Source organism: Pseudodesulfovibrio sp., assembly GCF_028692895.1.
Taxonomy (GTDB): domain Bacteria; phylum Desulfobacterota; class Desulfovibrionia; order Desulfovibrionales; family Desulfovibrionaceae; genus Pseudodesulfovibrio.
Genome location: NZ_JAQUWN010000024.1, coordinates 1 through 20,112, shown reverse-complemented (window position 1 = coordinate 20,112; position 20,112 = coordinate 1). Strand labels below are relative to the sequence as shown.

General features: G+C 69.0%; 19 protein-coding genes. 9 read left to right on the top strand and 10 right to left on the bottom strand.

The window, feature by feature from the left end; translation table 11 throughout:
* Window positions 1-35 precede the first annotated feature (35 nt).
* Genes PHP91_RS08045 through PHP91_RS08035 form a run of 3 tightly spaced genes read right to left on the bottom strand, consistent with a single transcriptional unit; the run spans window position 36 to window position 2,600 of the window.
* Window positions 36-800, bottom strand: a complete 765-nt coding sequence (locus PHP91_RS08045; protein ID WP_300139386.1) for an aminotransferase class IV — start codon at window positions 798-800, stop codon at window positions 36-38.
* Complete coding sequence (locus PHP91_RS08040; RefSeq protein ID WP_300139384.1) at window positions 797-2,092, bottom strand: chorismate-binding protein; 1,296 nt, start codon at window positions 2,090-2,092, stop codon at window positions 797-799. Before PHP91_RS08040 ends, PHP91_RS08045 begins: the two co-directional genes overlap by 4 nt.
* Window positions 2,061-2,600 (bottom strand): aminodeoxychorismate/anthranilate synthase component II, encoded by a 540-nt coding sequence (locus PHP91_RS08035; RefSeq protein WP_300139382.1) that lies wholly within the window; start codon window positions 2,598-2,600, stop codon window positions 2,061-2,063. Before PHP91_RS08035 ends, PHP91_RS08040 begins: the two co-directional genes overlap by 32 nt.
* Window positions 2,601-2,720: 120 nt before the next feature.
* On the opposite strand from PHP91_RS08035, the gene purD reads away from it, so the two are divergent.
* Window positions 2,721-3,998, top strand: coding sequence for a phosphoribosylamine--glycine ligase (gene purD, locus PHP91_RS08030; protein ID WP_300139380.1), 1,278 nt, complete (start codon window positions 2,721-2,723; stop codon window positions 3,996-3,998).
* A gap of 231 nt (window positions 3,999-4,229) precedes the next feature.
* Complete coding sequence (gene purE / locus PHP91_RS08025; protein ID WP_300139378.1) at window positions 4,230-4,712, top strand: 5-(carboxyamino)imidazole ribonucleotide mutase; 483 nt, start codon at window positions 4,230-4,232, stop codon at window positions 4,710-4,712.
* A gap of 21 nt (window positions 4,713-4,733) precedes the next feature.
* Here purE and PHP91_RS08020 read toward each other — a convergent pair whose 3' ends face one another.
* From PHP91_RS08020 to PHP91_RS08010, 3 genes are all read right to left on the bottom strand, one after another.
* Window positions 4,734-6,962 (bottom strand): ATP-binding protein, encoded by a 2,229-nt coding sequence (locus PHP91_RS08020; RefSeq protein WP_300139376.1) that lies wholly within the window; start codon window positions 6,960-6,962, stop codon window positions 4,734-4,736.
* 43 nt (window positions 6,963-7,005) lie between these two features.
* Window positions 7,006-8,961, bottom strand: a complete 1,956-nt coding sequence (locus tag PHP91_RS08015) for an ATP-binding protein (protein WP_300139374.1) — start codon at window positions 8,959-8,961, stop codon at window positions 7,006-7,008.
* Between the two features lie 100 nt (window positions 8,962-9,061).
* Window positions 9,062-9,439, bottom strand: a complete 378-nt coding sequence (locus tag PHP91_RS08010; protein ID WP_300139372.1) for a helix-turn-helix domain-containing protein — start codon at window positions 9,437-9,439, stop codon at window positions 9,062-9,064.
* Window positions 9,440-9,599: 160 nt separating this feature from the next.
* Here PHP91_RS08010 and PHP91_RS08005 point away from each other — a divergent pair, with 160 nt between their 5' ends.
* The 5 genes from PHP91_RS08005 (at window position 9,600) to PHP91_RS07985 (ending at window position 14,971) form a co-directional block, all read left to right on the top strand.
* On the top strand, window positions 9,600-10,109 hold the full coding sequence (locus PHP91_RS08005) for a nitroreductase family protein (protein WP_300139370.1): 510 nt from the start codon (window positions 9,600-9,602) through the stop codon (window positions 10,107-10,109).
* Between the two features lie 9 nt (window positions 10,110-10,118).
* Window positions 10,119-10,694, top strand: coding sequence for a flavodoxin family protein (locus tag PHP91_RS08000; RefSeq protein WP_300139368.1), 576 nt, complete (start codon window positions 10,119-10,121; stop codon window positions 10,692-10,694).
* Between the two features lie 253 nt (window positions 10,695-10,947).
* On the top strand, window positions 10,948-11,796 hold the full coding sequence (locus PHP91_RS07995) for an NmrA family NAD(P)-binding protein (RefSeq protein WP_300139366.1): 849 nt from the start codon (window positions 10,948-10,950) through the stop codon (window positions 11,794-11,796).
* A gap of 10 nt (window positions 11,797-11,806) precedes the next feature.
* On the top strand, window positions 11,807-12,580 hold the full coding sequence (locus tag PHP91_RS07990; protein ID WP_300139364.1) for an HD-GYP domain-containing protein: 774 nt from the start codon (window positions 11,807-11,809) through the stop codon (window positions 12,578-12,580).
* A gap of 111 nt (window positions 12,581-12,691) precedes the next feature.
* On the top strand, window positions 12,692-14,971 hold the full coding sequence (locus PHP91_RS07985) for a PAS domain S-box protein (RefSeq protein WP_300139362.1): 2,280 nt from the start codon (window positions 12,692-12,694) through the stop codon (window positions 14,969-14,971).
* A 245-nt stretch (window positions 14,972-15,216) separates the two neighbouring features.
* On the opposite strand, the gene PHP91_RS07980 is transcribed toward PHP91_RS07985, so the two are convergent.
* From PHP91_RS07980 to PHP91_RS07970, 3 genes are all read right to left on the bottom strand, one after another.
* Window positions 15,217-15,741: a cyclic nucleotide-binding domain-containing protein gene (locus PHP91_RS07980; RefSeq protein ID WP_300139360.1), complete on the bottom strand. Its 525-nt coding sequence runs from the start codon at window positions 15,739-15,741 to the stop codon at window positions 15,217-15,219.
* Window positions 15,738-16,913, bottom strand: a complete 1,176-nt coding sequence (locus tag PHP91_RS07975) for a potassium channel family protein (RefSeq protein WP_300139358.1) — start codon at window positions 16,911-16,913, stop codon at window positions 15,738-15,740. The genes PHP91_RS07980 and PHP91_RS07975 overlap by 4 nt, the downstream gene beginning before the upstream one ends.
* A 75-nt stretch (window positions 16,914-16,988) precedes the next feature.
* Window positions 16,989-17,141 (bottom strand): hypothetical protein, encoded by a 153-nt coding sequence (locus tag PHP91_RS07970; RefSeq protein WP_300139356.1) that lies wholly within the window; start codon window positions 17,139-17,141, stop codon window positions 16,989-16,991.
* A 235-nt stretch (window positions 17,142-17,376) separates the two neighbouring features.
* On the opposite strand from PHP91_RS07970, the gene PHP91_RS07965 reads away from it, so the two are divergent.
* The gene (locus tag PHP91_RS07965; protein ID WP_300139354.1) at window positions 17,377-18,246 is read left to right on the top strand and encodes a tRNA (adenine-N1)-methyltransferase; all 870 of its coding nucleotides are present in this window, start codon (window positions 17,377-17,379) and stop codon (window positions 18,244-18,246) included.
* 69 nt (window positions 18,247-18,315) lie between these two features.
* On the opposite strand, the gene PHP91_RS07960 is transcribed toward PHP91_RS07965, so the two are convergent.
* On the bottom strand, window positions 18,316-19,293 hold the full coding sequence (locus tag PHP91_RS07960) for a glycosyltransferase family 9 protein (RefSeq protein WP_300139352.1): 978 nt from the start codon (window positions 19,291-19,293) through the stop codon (window positions 18,316-18,318).
* A 195-nt stretch (window positions 19,294-19,488) separates the two neighbouring features.
* Between PHP91_RS07960 and PHP91_RS07955 the strand changes: the two genes are divergently transcribed.
* Window positions 19,489-20,055, top strand: a complete 567-nt coding sequence (locus PHP91_RS07955) for a calcium-binding protein (RefSeq protein WP_300139350.1) — start codon at window positions 19,489-19,491, stop codon at window positions 20,053-20,055.
* Window positions 20,056-20,112 lie beyond the last annotated feature (57 nt).

Here is a 20,112-nt window from a genome sequence, read left to right as displayed (position 1 = left end):
CATCATCCTCTCCGGCCCGGATGTCAAAGGGCGGATCAGCCGCCCAGGACCAGCCCGGTGACCCGGCGGCAGGCCGACTCGTCGGGCACGAAGGCGGTCTCGCCGATGGCCACCACGGGGCGCATGCCCACCAGGGAGTTGAGGACGTAGGCGTGGCTGTAGCGGGGCAGGTCGTCCACGTTGACCACGGCGGGCCGGGCGTCGAGCACGGTCCGGGCCAGCCCCAGGGCGATGGACGGCAGCCGGTACGGCGTGTCCATCTCCACAAACCCGTCCTCCCCGGCCAGGAGCAGCGCGCCGGTGGTGGTCTCCAGCAGGTTGCCGTCGAAGTCGGTCAGGGCCGCGTCGTCGAACCCGCGGGCGCGGGCGCGCTTCAGGGCCAGGTGGAAGAACAGGTAGCTCGTGGTCTTCATGGCGTTGAGGCTGGAGAGGTGGTGGTCCCGGCAGCGGCAGAGCCGGTACATCCGGTCCGGCCGGGGCTCGTGAGGCGCGGCCAGGACCACGGGCCGGGCCGTCGGCCCCTCCACGGGATAGAAGATATTGACGCGCGCGGGCCGCCCGGCCAGCCCGTTGCGCTCCACGACCTGGCCGATGACCCGCTCGAAGTCCACGGCCTCGTAGGCGACGTCGCAGTCGCGCAGGGAGTGGAAGAGCCGGTCCAGGTGCGCTTCGAGGTGCAGGGCGCGGGAGCCGTCATGGTACAGGGTCTCGAAAAAGCCCGCCCCGTAGCGGAACGCGGGCTGCGCCGGGTCCAGGACCACGCCGCCTGAGTGGTGTTCGCCGTTGCGGTAGTGGATCATGTCGCCTCCGTGTCGAAAATTTTCGCCGCGTCGAGAAACTTTTCCGCCTTGGCCAGAGTTTCCTCATACTCGCTCGCCGGGACCGAGTCCACGACGATGCCGCTCCCGGCATAGACGTCCAGCCGCCCGGACGCGGCGTCGAACAGCGCGGTGCGGATGGCGATGGACGAGTCCAGGGTGCGCTCGTCGCGCACCACCACCATGGAGCCGCAGAACAGCTCCCTGGCGTGGGGCTCCAGCTCCTCGATGATCTCCATGGAGCGCCGCTTGGGGCACCCCGTCACCGACCCGCCGGGAAACGCGTCCAGGAACAGGTCCAGGCAGTCGCTCCCCGGCCGCAGCTCCCCGCGCACGTCCGCGTACATCTGGAGCAGGTTGTCCACCGCGAACACTGACTTGTGGTTCTCCACCCGGACCGACCCGTAGGCGCAATGGGCCGAGATGTCGTTGCGAATCAAGTCCACGATCATGGACAGCTCGGCCGCCTCCTTGGCCGAGCCCGTCAGCCGTTCGGCCAGGCCGGGCGCGGGCGCGTCGAACCGGAGCGTCCCCTTGATGGGCTGCGACAGGACCCGCCCGTCCGCCACGCGCAGGAACCGCTCGGGCGAGGTGGAAAGAACCCGGTGGCCGCCCGAGGAAAACCAGGCGTAGAACGGCGCGGGATGGCGACGCCACAGCGAGGCCCACAGGGCCAGGGGGTCGAGGTCCGGGCAGGTCCACGAGAACCGGGTGGACAGGTTGAGCTGGTAGGTGTGGCCCCCCCGGATGCGGGCCAGGGTCTCGCGCACCCCGGCCTCGTACCCCGCCCGGCCCAGGGAGCTCTCCGGCGCGCGCCGGGGCAGCCCGCGCACCGGCTCCACGGCCGTGTGCTCCGGCGCGGCCTCGATCCGCGCCGCCAGCTCGCCGCGCAGCGCCGGGTCGGCCGAAAACACCAGGGCCCGCTCCCCGTCCGCGTCGAACTCCACCCGGGCCGCGTACTTCTTCAGGTGCCCGAGCGGAAACCGCCGCGCCTTGGCCGACGCCACCCCGCGCAGGAGCATCCCGTAGGAATAGCTGATGAACCCCAGCGCCGGGCCAGGGGTGCCGAAGCAAAATTCGCGGATGTCGTCCGGCGTGGTCCCCTCGTCGAAGACCAGCTCCGCCACCGGGTCCACGCCCACCACCGGCTCGGTCCGGGCCGGACAGCCCGGCGCGGAAAAGACCAGGTCCGCCCCACGCTCGCGGGCCAGGGCCAGGGCCGCCGCCTCGAACCGGGCGCGGCTAGCGGATACCGAGATACTCGACCGCGTCATGGATGAACTCCTCCCCGTCCGGCGTCAAAAAGGACTCCGGATGAAACTGGTAGCCGAGGAGCCGCCGCTCCCGGCAGCCCAGGGCCATGACCACCCCGGCGGCGTTGGTCGCCAGCACGGAAAGCCCGCGCCCCACCTCGCTCACGTGCAGGGAGTGGTAGCGCGCCACCGTCCTCGGCCGCCCCCGCCAATCGATGACGTCCGTGCGGCCGTGCACGCAGCCGCAAAGCGGCGAGGTCCGGCCGCCGCACAGGCCGTTGATGACTTGCATCCCCAGGCACACCCCGAGGACCGGGCGGCCCGAGGCCAGCACCCGCGCGTGGTCCGGGTACTCCTCCGGCCCACCGGGGCCCGGCGAGATGACCAGGAAGTCCCACCCGGCCGGGTCCAGGCCGCCAAGCCGCGCATAGGGCTCCACCGCCACCCGCGCTCCCGGCAGGGCCGAGGCCAGCAGGTGCTCCAGGTTGCGGGTGAAGCTGTCGTTGTTGTCGATGAGCAGCACGTCCATGCCGCCCCCCTTACCGGACCCGGCCCGCCCTTTCAAGCCGCCGGGCCCGCCCGGCCAAACTTGATAAAGCCGCCGAATTTCCGTACACCGGAGCATCGCGGAACAAACGGAGGAAACCTCATGAAGATTTTGGTCGTGGGCGGCGGCGGACGCGAGCACGCCCTGTGCTGGAAACTGTCCCAGAGCCCCAAGGTGGAAAAGATCCTGTGCGCGCCCGGCAACGGCGGCACCGCCCAGATCGGCGAGAACATCCCGGTCAAGGACGACGACATCCCCGGACTGGTCGCCCTGGCCAAGCGCGAGGCCGTGGACCTCGTGGTCGCCGGGCCCGAGCTGCCGCTGGTCCTCGGCCTGGCCAACGCCCTGGCCGGGGAGCACATCCCCTGCTTCGGCCCCTCCGCCTACGCCGCCAACCTCGAAGGGTCCAAGGCGTTCTCCAAGAACGTCATGGCCGAGGCGGGCGTGCCCACCTCCCCCTTCCGCGTCTTTGACGAATACGAGCCCGCCGTCGCCTTCATCAAGGAGAAGGGCGCGCCCATCGTGGTCAAGGCCGACGGCCTGGCCGCGGGCAAGGGCGTGGTGGTCGCCGCCACCGTGGAGGAGGCCCTGGACGCCGTCCACGACATGATGGTCAAAAAATCCTTCGGCTCGGCCGGCAAGCGCGTGGTCGTGGAAGAAACCCTCAAGGGCGAGGAGGCCTCCTTCATCGCCTTCTGCGACGGGACCCACTACGCGCTCCTGCCCTCCAGCCAGGACCACAAGGCCGTCTACGAGGGCGACACCGGCCCCAATACCGGCGGCATGGGCGCGTACTCCCCGGCCCCCATCCTGCCCGAGGAGAAATACGCCGAGACCGCCGAGATGTGCATCAGGCCCATCCTGCGCCACCTGGCCGCCAAGGGCGAGCCCTTCAAGGGCATCCTCTACGCCGGGCTGATGTACACCGAAAACGGCCCCTCGGTCCTCGAATACAACGTCCGCTTCGGCGACCCCGAATGCCAGCCCCTGCTCATGCGCCTGACCACCGACCTGGTGGACGTCATGCTCGCCTGCATCGACGGCACCCTGGACCAGATCGAGGTGACCTCCACCCCGCAGACCGCCTGCGGCGTGGTCATGGCCGCCAAGGGCTACCCCGGCTCCTACCCCAAGGGCATGGCCATCACCGGCCTGGACCAGGCCGACGCCCTGCCCGGCGTCAAGGTCTTCCAGGCGGGCACCCGGCTGGAGGACGGCCGGGTCGTCAGCTCCGGCGGCCGCATCCTCTGCGTCACCGCCCTGGGCGACACCCTGCGCGACGCCCAGAAGAGGGCCTACGAGGCCGTGGAGAAGATCCACTACGAAAACAGCTACTACCGCCGCGACATCGCCGAAAAGGGGTTGAAACGGCTCGGCTAAGCGGCCGACCCGGCCCATCGACGCCCGCAAGTCTCCAAAGCGCCCCGCTTCGTCCCGCAAGGCCGAAGCGGGGCGCTTCGCCTTGCCCCGGCGGAAACGGAATCCTCCCGCCCCAAATCCGCACTTGAAAACTTCCCCGTTTTCTTCGACACTTCACCTTGTCCACAGGGATTTCGGAGAGACATTCCGGCTGGCCATTCCCCGGCCGCCGGAGGCAAAAAAGGAGCGCGTATGCCGAGGGTGGTTATTTTCATGGGGTCCGCGTCGGACGAGGGGACGATGCGCGAGTGTTCGAACCTGCTGAACGACCTGGGCGTGGAACATGTGTTCACGATCTCGAGCGCGCACCGCACGCCGGAGCGGACGGCGAAGCTGGTGGCCGAGTACGAGGCCGACGGCTGCCAGGTGTTCATCTGCGCGGCCGGGCTGGCGGCGCACCTGGCCGGCGCGGTGGCGGCCAAGACGGTCCGTCCGGTGCTGGGCGTGCCGCTGACCGGGTCGCCCCTGGGCGGCATGGACGCGCTGCTCTCCACGGTGCAGATGCCTCCGGGATTCCCGGTGGGCACCCTGGCGCTGGACAAGGTGGGCGCGCGCAACGCGGCCTGGCTGGCGGCGCAGATACTGGCGCTGCACGACGAGGAGCTGGCCGGACGCATCCGGGAGGCCCGCGCGGGTTTCAAGGACGCGGTGGAGAAGGCGGCCGCGGCGCTGTAGCTTTCGGGCGGCCGGGAGACCTCAGGGTTTTCCGGCCGCTTCCTCCAGTCGGCGCACTTCGCGCCGCAACTGATCCAGTCTTTCCCCGCTCCGGGCGGAATCTTCCTTTCTCGCGGCGTTTTCGAGCCTGATGGCGGCCTGCCGGGTGGCCTCGGCGCCCACGGTGGCGGCGACGCTCTTGAGGGTATGGGCCTGAAGGGTGACCTCGCGCAGCAGACCGCCCGCCATGCCCTGTTCGGCCAGGGCGAGCTTGTGGCCGATCTCGGCCATGGCGCCCGGCAGGAGGTGGAGCACCTCGGCCCGGGACACGCCCAGGGTCCGCGCGGCCGCGTCCATGTCCAGGACGGCGGCGGCCTCCGGCTCGGGGGGCGGGGCGGGGCGCTCTCCGGCGCACCGGCCGCCCACGATGAGGCGGAGGGCGGCGGCGAGTTCGCCGAACCCGGCCGGCTTGGTCAGGAATCCGTCCATCCGCCCGCGTTCGCAGCGCTGGCGCACCTCGGCCAGGGCGTGGGCCGTGACGGCCAGGATGGGAACGCCGGGCTGGCGGACGGGCCGTCCCCCGCCCTCGCCGCTGCGGATGCGCCGGGCGGTCTCGTGGCCGTCCATGCCGGGCATCTCCAGGTCGAGCAGCACGACGTCGAACTCCTGTTCCGCAAGCAGGAGGAGGGCCTCGGCCCCGCTCCCGGCCACGGTGGTGGTCATGCCCATGCGGTCCAGGAGAATCTTCTCCACCTTGACGTTGAGGGGGTTGTCGTCCACGAGCAGCACGCGCGCCGGGGCGACGGACAGGGCTTCGGCCGGTGCGGCGGCCGGGGTCCCGGCCCCCCCCGCCCGGGCCGGGCCGCTCTCGGCGAAGCGGGCGGTGAAGGAGAACTCGCTGCCCTTGCCGGGCCGTGAGTCCACGCGGATGGCCCCGCCCATGAGCGAGACGAGGTTCTTGCAGATGGCCAGCCCCAGGCCGGAGCCGCCGTAGGAGCGCGAGGCCGAGTTGTCGCCCTGGGTGAAGGGTTCGAAGAGGGTGTCGGCCAGGGCCATGTCCACGCCGGGGCCGGTGTCCCGGACCGAAAAGGCGAGGGCCAGGGGGCGGTCGGGATCGGCGGGCGCGTCGCGCCAGGGGCCGACGGTGACGCGGATGTCCCCCCGGTCCGTGAACTTGGCGGCGTTGCCGAGCAGGTTGATGAGCACCTGGCGCAGGCGGCCGGGGTCGCCGAAAAGGAAGCGCGGGGTTCCGGCCATGATCTCCATGTCCAGCTCCACGCCTTTCCGCCGGGCCTGGAGGCGGACGGTCTTCATGGCCGAGTGGATCACGGCGGGCAGGTCGAAGTGGCTGGCGGCCAGGCGGAGCTTGCGCGCCTCGATGCTGGAGAAGTCGAGGATGTCGTTGATGACGTCGAGGAGGTGCAGGCCGGACTCGCGCGCGGTTTCGATGCAGTCGCGCTGTTCGCCGGAGAGCGGGGAGTGCAGGGCGACCTCGGTCATGCCCAGGATGGCGTTCATGGGCGTGCGGATCTCGTGGCTGATGGCGGCCAGGAAGTCGGACTTGGCCTGGCTGGCCTGCTCGGCCGCGGCGCGGGCCTCCTCGAGCTCCCGGTTCTTGCGCTCGATGACCTTCCTGTTCATGAAGTCTCGGTAGGTGGCGCGGTAGGTGACATGGGCGACCACGAAGGAGACCCAGGAGATGATGAAGGCGTTGATGAGGTGGAAGCGGGCCGTGGCCGCGCCGGGCACGAAGGCGTGGAGCGCCCCGGCCACGGTGGTCAGGCCGATGGCCAGGAGCAGGGTGACCTGCCCGGTGGTCATGGCGATGAAGGCCGAGGGGCCGAGCAGGAAGATGTAGATGGGCCCGATGCTCTCCTTGACCGGGAACATGTAGCCAACGATGAGCGCGGTATAGGCCAGGAAGAAATAGATGTAGGCCTGCCAGACCCAGTGATGGCGGGGGCGGACGTCGTCCACGGAGCGCATGGGGCCGAAGAGGCGGAGGAACCCGGCGCAGGCGGCCATGGCGAAGATGCGCAGGCCGAGAATGACTATCCACATCTCCCGCGCCTCGGGCAGGCCGGAGCGGCGGATGGTCACGTAGTCGGCCACCATGAAAAAGGCCAGGCCGGAAAGGAGCAGCCAGGTGATGGGCTTGAGCCTGCGGGAGTTGGAGAACGTGACCTCGCGCCGGAACTCCTCCCGGAACCCGGCGGGGGGCACGGGCTGGCGGATGATCTTGGGCAGGCGGTCGCGCAGGCTTCGTCGCATGTCCTCCCCTAGCACAACTTTCCCCGGCGCAAAAGCGCGAGTGTTATGTCTCGGCCAGCGGAATGAAGAAGAAGACCTCGGTGCCCACGCCGGGTTCGGAATAGGCCCCGAGCGAGCCGCCCATGGCCGTGACGAACTCGTGGGCCAGCGTCAGGCCGATGCCCGTGCCGCCGTGCCGCCGGGTGCGCGAGCCGTCGCCCTGGCGGAAGGGCAGGAAGATGTGGCGCATCTGCTCCTGGCTGATGCCGATGCCCGTGTCCGAGACCTGGACCAGCAGCCGGGGCTCCTCGCCCACCGCGCCTCTGCCCAGGTATTCGACCTGCACGGAAACCTCGCCCTCGTCCGTGAACTTCACGGCGTTGCCCACCAGGTGGAAGAGGACCTGGCGCAGCCGCCGGGCGTCGCCGAAGACCAGGGCGGGCACGGAGTCGTCCACCTGCCAGGTGAACGCCACGCCCTTGCCCACGGCCTCGGCCTCGTAGGGCTTGGCCACCAGCTCCACCAGCTCCCAGGGGTTGAACTCGTGCTCGTCCAGCGCCAAGGCATGGGCCTCCACCACGGAGAAGTCGAGGATGTCGTTGAGCAGGGCGAGCAGGCTCTTGGCCGCGCCCAGGGCGTGGGCGAGCATCTCGCGGGCCTCCTCGTCCAGGCCCTCCTCCTCGAAGATCTGGAGCATGCCGAGCAGGACGTTGAGCGGGGTGCGGATCTCGTGGCTGATGTTGGCCAGAAAGTCGGACTTGGCGCGGCTGGCGCCCTCGGCCATCTCCTTGGCGCGGAGCAGCTCGCTGACGTCCACCAGGGCCACGACCCGGATGGAGGTGCTGGTCTCGTGGGCGGTGCGGATGGCCCGGCGCGGGCCGTGCGCGGTCAGCACCTCGCAGGGCTCGCCCTGCATGCCCTCCAGGGTCTCGCCGCCCTCCACCTCGGCGATGAAGTCCTCCACCGGCTTGTTCAGCGCGCCCCGGCCGAGCATGGTCACGGCCTCGGGGTTGAGGGAGCGGATGATGCGGCCCGCGTCGGTGTCCTCGACCTTGAGCAGGGCGATGGGAGAGCTGTCGATGAGCAGCTTGAAGTCGCGCTCGGTCTGCTTGCGCCGGGTGACGTCCTCGCTGATGAGGATGCCGCCGCGCACCTCGCCCCGGACCAGGAGCGGGGCGACGCGGATGTTCTGCCACGCCTCCTCGCGGGAGCCGAAGGGCGGGATGTGCACGTCTTCCAGGGATATGGTCCGGCCCTGGAGCACCGGGCGGAGGCGGTCGGCCACCCCGGCCCGGACCAGGCCCGGCAGCTCGTAGACCTTCTTGCCCAGGTAGAACTCGGGCGAGGTGCCGCCCTTGTCGAGCATCCGCAGGTGCCAGTCGTTGACGAAATCGACCGTGCCTTCGGCGTCGAAGGTGATGATGGAGACGGGCGTGGCCAGGGCCAGGGCCTTGTAGCGCTCGTGAGCCTCGGCCAGGTGGCGGCCCGCCATCTCCTGGCGGGACTCGTCGGCCACGATGAGCAGGCGGGCGGGCGGCCCGCCCCGAAAGCTGACCAGGGGATACATGGCGTGGCGGGCCGGAAAGACGTCGCCCGAACGGCGGCGCATATGGCCCTGGGCCCTCGCCCCGCCCTCCGGCAGCCTGGGCCGGCTCACGGCCCGGACGGTCTCCTCGTCGGCGCAGAACAGCTCCACGCCCCGGCCCACGACCTCGGCCCTCGGGCAGCCGAAGATGTGCTCGGCCCCGGCGCTGAACTCGACGATCCGGCCGGATTCCACCTCGATCACCAGGAAGGCCACGTCGCGCGCGGCCTCCAGCACGGCTCCCAGGCCGACGCCGCCCCCGTTTCGGGCGGGCTCCGACGCGGCCAGGGCGTCATGGTAGCGCTCCAGGTCGCCAAAGACCTCGCGCAGGGGGCCGCTCTCCGCAACCCCTTGCCGCTCCAGCACGTCGAGCCGCGCGCGGATGGACCGCCGCAGGACCTGAAGCCTTTCCTCGCCGTTCCCGGTTTCGTGCACACCGCCCCCTTCCGCCCTGTCGGGCCTTTGCCGCAAGAATAGGAGGACGCCGAGCCGGAATACAAGGATAATTCAAAAATAATAATGACGCGGTCCGTGGTCAGACGGCCCTGGCGCGCTCCCGCCGGGTCTCGGCCCAGGCTTCGTACTCCCGGCCCCAGCAGCACAGGGCGTCGATGACCGGCATGATGCTCCGGCCCATTTCCGTCAAGGAATACTCCACCTTTGGCGGCACCTGGGGGTAGACCTCGCGGTGCACCACGCCGTCCGACTCCAGCTCTCGCAGTTGCTGGGTGAGCATCTTCTGGGTGATGTTCGGGATGGACCGCTTGATCTCGCTGAAGCGCACGGCCCCGTCCCGGCTCAGCCGGTAGAGGATGATCGGCTTCCACTTGCCGCCGATGACCTGGAGCGTCAGCTCCACGGTGCAGTAATAGGTCTTGTCGCCGCAGACCTTGAGGGAGCAGGGATGGCTCATGCCGCTCTCCGGGCGCGCCAGCGGGCCGGCCGGCCGGAGGCAAGGAGCGCGCCTATGGTTTCTTTTTGGTAACTATGCCACTTTGAAGTGCGTACTTGATCTTTTTTACCTCTAGCACAAGACTGGGCGCACGTAAACAATGGCAGACCGAGGAGGTCCCATGGAACTCATGCAAGCCCTGACGACCAGACGCAGCATCCGCAAATTCGAAGACCGGCCCGTGGACAGGGCCCTGGTCCGGCAGATGCTTGCGGCGGCCATGATGGCCCCCAGCGCGGGCAACGCCCAGCCCTGGCAATTCGTGGTCGTCGACGACCGCAAGGTCCTCGACGCCGCGTCCGAAATCCACCCCTACGTGAAAATGGCGGCGCGGGCCCCGCTCGGCATCCTTGTCTGCGGCGACCTCGGCCTGGAGAAGTACCCCGGCTATTGGGCGCAGGACTGCTCCGCCGCCATGGAGAACCTGCTCCTGGCCGCCCACGGCCTGGGCCTGGGCGCGGTCTGGACCGGCGTCCACCCCATGGCGGACCGGGAGGCCGGGTTCAGGGAACTGCTGGGCCTGCCCGAGACCGTGATCCCGCTCGGATTCGCGGTGCTGGGCTGGCCCGCCCAGGCCCCTGCGTCCGAAAGCCGGTTCCGCGAGGACCGCGTGCACTTCAACACCTATTAGGAGAATCCCATGAAAGTAGTCGCCATCAACGGTTCCGCCCGCAAGGGCGGCAACACCGCCGAGATGATCCGGCGCGTCTTCGCCCGGCTCACGGCCGAGGGCATCGAAACCGAGATGATCGAGCTGTCGGGCAAGAAGATGCACGGATGCATGGCCTGCTACAAGTGTGCGGAGAACAAGGACCGCCGATGCGCCGTGACCAACGACTTCGCCAACGACTGCATCAGGGCCATGGACGAGGCCGACGCCGTCATCCTGGCCTCCCCGACCTATTTCGCCAACGTCACCGCCGAGATCAAGGCGCTCATCGACCGCGCGGGCATGGTCGGGCTGGTCAACGGCTCCATGTTCGCCCGCAAGGTGGGCGCGGCCATCGTGGTCAACCGTCGCGGCGGGGCCCAGGCGGCCTTTGACGGGCTGAACGCCTTCTTCTTCATCGAGCAGATGATCGTGCCCGGCTCCCGCTACTGGAACCTGGGCGTGGGCCGCGAAAAAGGCGAGGTCCTGGCCGACGAAGAGGCCATGCAGACCATGGACGTCCTGGGAGACAACATGGCCTGGCTCCTGAAAAAGATTCACGCCTAACAGGCCGTTGGTCAAAAAAAGATAAGGCAGACGGTTCAAAAACGGTGAGATGCAAGGAGCAAAAAGAGTTCAGGGCCGAAGCGTACTCCCTGTACGCGAGGGTTTGAACTCTTTGCAGCGACGCAGCAGATCGCCGTTTTTGAACCGTCTGCCCGGCCGCCTCGGGCGGGATATCCTCCATCTCCCGTTTGCCTTTCTCCCGCCATTTCGTGTACCGTTCCCCCGTTCAAGCTTTCACGCAGGGAGATCCATCATGAGCATGATATTCGTGGCCGGGCTCACCGGTCCGGTCCGGGACGCCGTCATCGACGCCCTCGCCAAGCAGGGCGCGGCCGTGGCGGCCGGGCCCGACGGAACCAACGCCCCGGCGGGCGTGGCGGTCCGCGCCTTCGACTTTGACGACCAGGCCTCCATGGCCGCAGCCATGGCGGGCTGCGACCGCCTCTTCCTGGCCCCGCCCTTTTGCGAGACCATGGCCCGCGCGGGCAGCCGCGCCGTGGCCGCCGCCCGCGAGGCGGGCGTTTCCTACATCGTCCTGGCCAGCCGCTACGACGCGTCCTCCGACGCCCACTGGCGGATGGGCCGCGAGTTCGGCATGGTCGAGCAGTTCGTGGAGGACTCCGGCATCCCCTTCACCGTGCTGCGGGCCAACACCCCCATGCAGAAATTCACCGGCCTGCTGGCCGACGCCGTTCGCTCCGGCCGGGTTCCCCTGCCCGAGGAGTCCCACCCCGTCAGCTACCTCGACGCCCGCGACGTGGCCGCCTGCGCGGTCCGCCTGCTCCTGGACAGCGAGGGGCACGAGAACCGGTTCTACGCCCTGACCGGCCCCGAGGGGCTGACCGGCGCGGACGCGGCCGCCCGCCTGTCCGACGCCCTGGGGCGCGCCGTGGCCTACGAGGCCATCGAGGAGGAGCCGTTCATCGAGGGCCTGGACGCGGCCGGATACACCGAGTGGCAGCGCAACATGGAGGTCAGCCTCTCCCGCGTGGTCAAGCTCGGCATGATGGGCAACGTCACCGGGGCCGTGGAATACCTGACCGGCGCGCCCGCCCGGACCTTCGCCGAGTTCGCGGCCGAGCACGCCGCAACCTGGAAATAGGAGCCTTCCCGTGGCCTGGCTGGAGGGACGGGTGGAGCTGATCCGCATCATCAAGGAGATCGCGGCGGGGAAGTATTCCGACGAAATCCTGGAGCTGACCGGCCCCGGCTATCCGCCGGAAATCCAGGAGCTGGCCGAGGCCGTGGGGCTGATGATGGTCAGGATCGAGGCCAGGGAATTCCACCTGGAGCAACTCAACGAGCGGATCAAGTCCGACACCCTGAACACGGTCACGGCCGTGGCCGGGGCCCTGGCCGCACGCGACGCCTACACCGAGGGCCACGGCGAGCGCGTGGGCGTCTATGCCGAGCGTATGGCCCTCCGACTGGGCCTGGCCCCGGACGAGGTGGAGCGCATCCGCATCGCGGGCATCCTGCACGACATCGGCAAGATCGGCTTCTCCGACCACGTCTTCTCCAACGAGGACACGCGGCTCAACAAGGACATGCTGCTGGAGATCCGCAGCCACCCCCAGTGGGGATACGACATCCTGCGCAACCTCGACTTCCTGGGCCCGGCCCTGGACTACGTCTTCGCCCACCACGAGCGCATGGACGGCCGGGGCTACCCGCGCGGCCTGAGCGGCGACGAGATTCCGCTGGGCGCGCGCATCCTCTCCGTGGCCGACTGCTTCGACGCCATGACCACCAACCGCCCCTACCAGCGCGGCAAGACGCCCCAGGAGGCCCTGTCCATCCTCGGCGCCCTGGCCGGGACCGCACTGGACCCGGACCTGGTGGACCTGTTCATCGACGAGGTGGAGTGCGGCGGCATGGCCGACTGACCGGCAGGAACGTCCAAGACCCTCGCCGGGCGGCATTATCATTCCCCTCTTCTTTCCGCCATGCTATAGCTGGCATCCGATATCCTTTTCCCCTGCAACCGGACGCCGCCCATGACCAAGCAGCAGTTCCAGCTCGTCCCCCTCGCCGTGGCCCTGATCCTGGCCGCCGGCCTCGTGGCGGGCCTGTTCGTGGACCAGCAGAACTTCGAGCAAAAATCCCGGCTAGCCGCCCTGGGACGGCTCACCGCCGTCCGGAGCGGGCTGGAGAACGCCCTGCTCACCCGGCTGAACGTCCTGAAGGCGCTGACCACCTACGCCCGGCTGAAGCCGGACCTGGACGCCCGGTCCTTCGCCACCCTGGCCGAGGGACTGACCGCCGGGGTGGACGGCATCCGGCTGGCCGCCCTGGCCCGCAAGAACGTCGTCAGCCACACCTTTCCGCCCGAAGCGTCCGCCCGCTGGATGCACCGCGAGCTGCCCGCCGACGGGCGGGAGGCCGTCCGCGCCCTGGCGGCGAGGGTCCAGCGCACCCGGCAGTTGCGGGTGGCCGCGCCCCTGCCCTCCCCGGACTCCGCCGGGACCATCCTGGCGGCCGCCCCGGTCTTCCTGGAAGGCGGCCGGGGAGACTGGGGCCTGGCCCTCCTGGTCATCGACGCCCCCACCCTGTTCCGCGAAGCCGGGCTAACCAACCCGCTCCCGGACCTGCGGATCGCCCTGCGGGTCCCGAGCCCCGCCGCCGGGGAACGGAGCGAGCTGTTCGGCCCCCAATCCGTCTTCGACCAGCGCCCGGTGCTGCTGCCCGTGCCGGCGCCGGGCGGGGGGTGGCAGGCGGCGGCCGTCCCGGCCGGGGGCTGGGGGCTCTCCCCCAACCGGCCCATCATCCTCTACGGCGGGGGCGGGGCCGCCCTGCTCGTGGCCGGGCTCGTCTTCGCCACCCTCAGCCAGCTCTCGGGCAGGCTGCGCGAACGCGACGAGTTCCGCCGCCTCATGGCCCACGCCCGGAGCATCGTCCTGCGCCTCAACGCCGAAGGGGCCATCACCTATTGCAACGAATACGCCGAGACCTTCTACGGCTACGGCCCCGGCGAACTGACCGGCCGACCGCTGGTGGGGACCCTGGTCCCGCCCGGCTCCCCGGCGGGCGAGGCCCTGGGCCGCCGCCTGGGCCGGCTGCTGGAAAACCCGTCCGCCATCCCGTTCCGGGAGTTCCTCACCCTGCGCCGCAGCGGCGAGGCGGTGTGGATCGCCTGGACCCACGAGCCGGTTCTGGACGCCTCCGGCCGCCTGGCCGGCATCCTCTCCGTGGGCACGGACATCACGGACCGCAAGTTCATGGAGGAAGCCCTGCGCCGACGCGAGCGCCAGTACCGGCTCCTGGCCGAGAACGTCACGGACGTCATCTTCGGCCTGGACGCGGACCTGCGCTACACCTTCGCCAGCCCGTCCGACGAGGTGGCGCGCGGGGTCCGCCGGACCGAGGTCCTGGGCCGCCCCCTGGCCGACTCCCTCAAGCCCGCCTCCCGCGTCCGTTTCCTGGACACGGCGGAGCGGCTGCGCGAACAGCCGGACCAGGGAATGCGCTCCGCCATCCTGGACCTGGAGTTCCTCTGCGCCGACGGCTCGACCCTGTGGCTGGAGACCCGGCTGGGCCCCATGCTGAACGACGGCGGCCAGGTCATCGGCATCCTGGGCGTGGGCCGGGACATCACCGACCGCAAGCTGGCCGAAGCCCTGCGCGAGGATGTGGAGCGCATGGCCCGCCACGACCTCAAGACCCCGCTCGGCGCGGTCATCGGGCTGCCGGAGGAGATCCGGCGCATGGGCGGCCTCACCCCGGACCAGGACCGGCTCCTCGACATCGTGGGAAAGGCGGGCCGGGACATGCTCCGCCACATCAACAGCTCGCTCAGCCTGCACAAAATGGAGCAGGGCGACTACCGGCTGGAGCTCGAAACCGTGGACGTGCTGGCGGTGCTGGAGGAAATCCGGGCGGAATCCCTGTCCCTGATCCGGGACAAGGGCGTCAGCCTGGGCATCGAGATCGCGGGAATCGAAAAGGACCGTTTCCCGGCCAGGGTCGATCCCCCGCTCTTCCGCTCCCTGCTGGGCAACCTGATGCGCAACGCGCTCATCGCCTCGCCCGACGGCGGCACCGTGACCGTCACCCTGGCCGGGGACAAGGTCCTGTCCATCACCATCCGCAACCAGGGCGAGGTCCCGCACGCCATCCGCGACACCTTCTTCGGGAAATACGTCACCGCGGGCCGCAACTCCGGCACCGGCCTGGGCACCTACTCGGCCCGGCTCATCGCCCGCACCCACGGCGGCGACATCCTCCTGGACGCCAGCCAGCCCGGCAGCACCGGCGTGACGGTCATCCTGCCCCGCTAAGCGCGGCAAGACGCGGCGAAACAACGCGGGGAAAGCCCCGCGAGGCCCACCCCTGCGGGGCGCAGGCAAAGCCGACGTCCAAGCCCGCCCACGCGTCCAAGCCAAACCCTCGCCGTAGAAGCAGGCTGTTCCAAAATGGTGAGATGCGAGGAGCAAAAAGGGTTCAAGCCCGAAGCGTACTTCCCGTACGCGAGGGTTTGAACCCTTTGCAGCGACGAAGCAGATCGCCGTTTTGGAACAGCCTGCTAGCGGGTGTGGCGGGAGAGGGCAAGGGCCAGGGCCGTCGAGACCTTGACCAGCTCGGCGTTGCCGTGGCGCACCGTCCGGGCCATGCGCCGGGCCAGGGCCAGGATCAGCCTCGCGCCCACCCCGGGCTCGCGCTCCACCAGGGCGAAGAAGCGGTCGCGGTCCGTGACCAGGAACTCGGCGTCGCTCAGCACCTGGACCGTGGCCGAGCGGATGTCCCGGTCAACCAGAGCGATCTCGCCGAAGATGGGGTAGTCGCGCTCGTCCAGGGTGGCCAGGACCTTGCGCGGGTCGCCCGCCTCCATGATGGGCAGGTTCATGCCCCCCAGCAGCATGGACTTGGTGATGCGCACCTGGCCCCGGATCAGGATGAACATCTCGTCGCCCGGCTCGCCCTCGCTCACCAGGTTCCGGCCCGCCTCCACCCCGCGCACGTCGAAGAGGGGTTTCACCTTCTCCAGCATGTCCGGGGTCAGATCCTTGAACAGGGAGATGGACTCCCAGCCGACGTCGCCCAGGTTCATCGCGCCTCTCCCGGCTTGAGGTAGAGGACCGCGTCATACCCTTCGAGCTTCTGCTGGTCCGGCGGATTGGCCAGCACGCGCGGGCCCATGTCGCCCAGAGACGTGTCCTGGCCCGAGGACTCGAACAATTCGAGGATGAACTGGTCCAGGGCCGAGCCCGGATCGAGCACGTCCTCCAGGGAAAGCTGCTTGCTCAACTGGCACAGAGCCAGGGGCAGCCGCCCGTCGCTGCGGAACCGGGCCATGAGCCCGCCCCAGTCGAGCAGCCGCTCTTCACCGGAAAGAGTGTGGAATTGCAGGTGGTTGCTTCCGCGCACCCCCAGGAGTTCCTGGAGGAAGGTCCACATGGACGGGTTGGCCCCCATCAGCCCGAGGACCAGGCTGGTCAGCTCGCCGCGCACCAGGATCTCGTTGACCCCGGCCCGCAGCAGGTGCTTGCGGTTCTCGGGCTGGGCCGCCTCGCCGTAGAGCGGCACCCGGGGCGCGAGCTCGCGCAGGGCCAGGGCGGCGTAGAGCGTCTCCTGGTCCGCGTCCTTGGGGGCCAGCGTCCCGCGCTGGGAGAGCAGGTAGACCACCTTGGCCCGGTCCGGCCGCGCCTTCTGCAGGACGCTCTCCTGGGTGATGGTCCCCCAGACGAAATGGAGCCGGTCGCCCATGTCCAGGCGGAAGGCCACGGACTCGCGCTCGTCGGCCCCCAGTCCGTTGACCAGCACCAACTGCGACGCGCTCACACCGAGCACCCCGTTGTCGCGCAGCGCCCCCACCAACTCCGGGCCGAAATCGTTCCAGCCCACGATGACCACGTGGTTCGACAGGTTCACCTTGAGCAGCCCCTTGCGTTTTCTGGCCTTGCGCTCCACCAGCATGGAGGCCATGTTGCCGGTCAGGGTGGACACCAGCCCGATGCCGCAGATCATCACGAACAAGCCCATGATCCGGCCGCCCGTGGTCGAGGGAACCATGTCGCCGTACCCCACCGTGGTCAGCGTCACCACCGTCCACCACAGGGAGCCGAACAGATCCGAGGCGTCGCCCTCGGGGTGAAACTCGAAAAACCAGTACCCGCCCGTGCCGAAGGCGAGCATGCCCGAGATGAGCAGGGTCAGTTTCCCGAATGGAGTGCGGCACCACCGGACCACCGGGGCCGCCGCGAGCTTGAGCTGGGCCGTCATGTCCACCTTTCGCCGGTTTACCGCAACGTAGGGCCTGCCGGGCGTCGGCGTCAATGATAGCCTGTGCCTTGCGGACTACTGCAAGCTCGAAATCCCCATCCCGGCCAGCACCGACATCCAGATCCACAGCGCCAGCTTGACCTCGCCGACCCATCCGGTGCACACAGGCTCCAGCCCGCCCTCGGGCGTCACCAAATCCAGCCAGCAAAATCCCGACTTGCCGGTCATCGCAACCTCCCGCGCCCGTCCTCGGGCGCTTTTCTCCTCCTTAAAATCCCGCAGCCTCCGCGTCCAATGGCAATGGCCGAAGGGAGCCATCGCACATTCCGATTGCCCGCAACAATATCCGGTCCACCGTGCCCCGCATGAAACTCTGCCGACCACGGCCGCCGGGACCTTTTTCATTGACTTCCGGGCCCCGCCCCCGTAGCGAAGGCTCAGATTTCAACCTGGGAGGATCGGCATGATCGAAGCCGGACAGCTCGTTTTACTCATCAGCAACAAGGGCAAGCGCTACCTGCGCAAGTTCGAGCCGGGCGCCGAGGTGCACACGCACGACGGCAAGCTGCTCATGGACGAAGTGGCCGAGGCCGGTTTCGGCCAGTACGTGCGCACGCACCTGGGCCGGTCGTACCTGGTCCTCAAGCCCACGCTGCACGACCTCATCAAGGGCGTGAAGCGCCAGACCCAGATCATGTACCCCAAGGAGATCGGCTACCTGATGATGAAGCTCGGGATCGGCCCCGGCTCCACGGTCATCGAGTCCGGCACGGGCTCGGGCGGGCTGACCACGGCCCTGGCCTGGTTCGTGGGCGACACGGGCAAGGTCATCACCTACGAGCGGCGGGCGGATTTCTACAAGCTGGCGGGCAAGAACCTGGAGCGCGTCGGCCTGGCCGACCGCGTGGAGCAGGTCAACCGCAACATCGAGGACGGTTTCCTGCACTCGGGCGCGGACGCGCTGTTCCTGGACGTCCGGACCCCGTGGGAATACCTGGGGGCCATCCCGGCTGCGGTCATCCCCGGCGCCATGTGCGGCTTTCTGCTGCCCACGGTGAACCAGGTTTCCGACCTGCTGCGCGGGCTGGAGGCCGGACCCTTCGCCGAGGTGGAGGTCCTGGAAATCCTGGTCCGCCGCTGGAAGCCCGTGGCCGACCGGCTGCGCCCGGACGACCGCATGGTGGCCCACACCGGTTTCCTGGTCTTCGCCCGCTACATGGAGCCCCCGGCGGAGCTTGAACCCGAGGCCGCCCCGCTCCCGGCCGACGACGACGCCGACCTGCCCGACGCCGACGAGTTCGGCGACAGCACGGACGGCGACGGCGACGAATAGCCGCCCCCCCCGCAATCGAATGAAACGAGAACGCCGCCCTTCGGGGCGGCGTTTTTTTGTGCGGAAAACCTACTCGATGACGTCCAGCCGGTGCTCCACCGCTTCCTGGACCTGGTCCACGGTGACCGCGCCCACCTGAACGTCGGGCTGATGGGAATGGACGATGGTATGGATCGGCGAGAGCGGCCGCCAGCACTGGTAGGTGTAGTCGGCCAGGATGGCCACCATGGGCGCGTCCACGGCCGCGGCCAGGTGCATGGGCCCCGACGAGCTGGTCACGAACAGGTCGCAGGTCCCGAGGAACGCGCCCAGCTCCTCCAGCGCGCCGCCGGGATAGCGCAGGCAGTCCTCGCCCCAGGCAAAAGGCGGCAGCAGCCCCTCGTCGCCCGGACCCGCCACCACGTAAACCTCCACGTCGCCCCGCGCCGCCAGCCGCCGGGCCAGCTCCGCAAAGCGGTCCTCGGGCCAGCGCGTGTCCACCTTCTTGGCGTTGCCGATGAACATGGCCACCCGCCGCTTGCCCCCGCGCCGGGGAAACCGCTCCGCCATGCGCTCGCGCACCGCGTCGGACACCGGAAAGACCATGGCCGGGTCCAGGTCCGCACAGCCCAGCTCTTCGGCCACGCGCAACAGGAACTCGATGGTGTGCTCGCCCTCGCGGCAACGCACGGTCTCCTTGTAATAGCCCGCCGTGGCCCGGTACCAGGTGCCCACGCAAACCGGGGCCTTCACGAACCGCGCCAGCCGCGCCGCAGTCCGGGACTGGCCGTTGAGGGCCACCACCATGTCATAGCGACGCAGCCGGTACTTGAGGAAATGCCACGGCCACGCCCAGAGCCGCTTCAAGGGAAACACGGACACGGAATCGACGTCCGGATTGCCGCGCACCACCGCCGCGTTGCCCGGCGCGGCCACCAGGTCGATGCGCGCGCCCGGATAGGCCCGGCGAATGGCCCGCAGGGCCGGTGTGGTGCAAAACATGTCGCCGATGCGGTCCGTGCGCAACAGCAGAATGGTGCGAATCCTTTCCTTGTCGATGTGCTGCAAAATGCTTGCTCCGTCCTGGTTTCGAGGTCGCGGAATCCTAGGTAACCCGGCCCGGCGCGTCAAGCCGCCGCCGTCCCCGACGTTGCGCGCGGGACACGATTGTGCATATATTTGCCCAAGTCTGAAACTTAATACTGGCGTCCGGCCATCCATTCGGTATAGTTGCCTCAAAAAAACCAGTAAGGAGCGATATTCATGAAACGACTCACCCTGTTCATCACCCTGGCCCTGACCCTGCTGATGGCCATCCCGGCCCTGGCTGTCGACGCACCGGAACTGCGCGGCACCTGGAAAGGAAAATGCTCCATCGCCAAAGAAAGCGGCTTCATCGAAGGCCAGGCCGCCTTCATTATCGACGCCCAGCAGGGCCCGCTGCTCAAGGGTTACAAACTCTGGTTCGACCCCAAGGGCGCCCTCCACAGGGAAGGCTTCGTCGGCGTCTTTTCCCCCGAGGACGGGAAAATCTACTTCGCCGACGGCGACGCGGGCTACAACTTCGGCCAACTGACCGGCAAGCAGACCATGTCCGTCTACTACGTGACCGACGGGGCCACCTACAAGTGCATCCACTTCGCGCTGGAGCGCGTCCACTTCACCGCGGGCTTCATGCAGATCGACCGCGATGGCGACAAGGCCGTCATCACCGCCGAAATCACCCACTACTACCCGCTCAACGCCGAACGCATCATGAAAGAAGCCGATACCAACAAGGACGGCAAGCTCACCAAGCAGGAATGGGAAGCCTGGCAGAAGGCCCACTAGGCCCCACGCAGCTCCCTTCGAAGAAAAGGCCCCGCCAACGACACCCGGCGGGGCCTT

What these genes read in the sequence shown, in the direction of transcription:
- PHP91_RS08020 (WP_300139376.1), bottom strand. Translation starts at nt 6,962, where the DNA reads ATGCGACGAAGCCTGCGCGACCGCCTGCCCAAGATCATCCGCCAGCCC.
- PHP91_RS07965 (WP_300139354.1), top strand. Translation starts at nt 17,377, where the DNA reads ATGATCGAAGCCGGACAGCTCGTTTTACTCATCAGCAACAAGGGCAAG.
- PHP91_RS07970 (WP_300139356.1), bottom strand. Translation starts at nt 17,141, where the DNA reads ATGACCGGCAAGTCGGGATTTTGCTGGCTGGATTTGGTGACGCCCGAG.
- PHP91_RS08035 (WP_300139382.1), bottom strand. Translation starts at nt 2,600, where the DNA reads ATGGACGTGCTGCTCATCGACAACAACGACAGCTTCACCCGCAACCTG.
- PHP91_RS07975 (WP_300139358.1), bottom strand. Translation starts at nt 16,913, where the DNA reads ATGACGGCCCAGCTCAAGCTCGCGGCGGCCCCGGTGGTCCGGTGGTGC.
- PHP91_RS07985 (WP_300139362.1), top strand. Translation starts at nt 12,692, where the DNA reads ATGACCAAGCAGCAGTTCCAGCTCGTCCCCCTCGCCGTGGCCCTGATC.
- PHP91_RS08010 (WP_300139372.1), bottom strand. Translation starts at nt 9,439, where the DNA reads ATGAGCCATCCCTGCTCCCTCAAGGTCTGCGGCGACAAGACCTATTAC.
- PHP91_RS07955 (WP_300139350.1), top strand. Translation starts at nt 19,489, where the DNA reads ATGAAACGACTCACCCTGTTCATCACCCTGGCCCTGACCCTGCTGATG.
- purD (WP_300139380.1), top strand. Translation starts at nt 2,721, where the DNA reads ATGAAGATTTTGGTCGTGGGCGGCGGCGGACGCGAGCACGCCCTGTGC.
- PHP91_RS07980 (WP_300139360.1), bottom strand. Translation starts at nt 15,741, where the DNA reads ATGAACCTGGGCGACGTCGGCTGGGAGTCCATCTCCCTGTTCAAGGAT.
- purE (WP_300139378.1), top strand. Translation starts at nt 4,230, where the DNA reads ATGCCGAGGGTGGTTATTTTCATGGGGTCCGCGTCGGACGAGGGGACG.
- PHP91_RS08000 (WP_300139368.1), top strand. Translation starts at nt 10,119, where the DNA reads ATGAAAGTAGTCGCCATCAACGGTTCCGCCCGCAAGGGCGGCAACACC.
- PHP91_RS08005 (WP_300139370.1), top strand. Translation starts at nt 9,600, where the DNA reads ATGGAACTCATGCAAGCCCTGACGACCAGACGCAGCATCCGCAAATTC.
- PHP91_RS08040 (WP_300139384.1), bottom strand. Translation starts at nt 2,092, where the DNA reads ATGACGCGGTCGAGTATCTCGGTATCCGCTAGCCGCGCCCGGTTCGAG.
- PHP91_RS07995 (WP_300139366.1), top strand. Translation starts at nt 10,948, where the DNA reads ATGAGCATGATATTCGTGGCCGGGCTCACCGGTCCGGTCCGGGACGCC.
- PHP91_RS08045 (WP_300139386.1), bottom strand. Translation starts at nt 800, where the DNA reads ATGATCCACTACCGCAACGGCGAACACCACTCAGGCGGCGTGGTCCTG.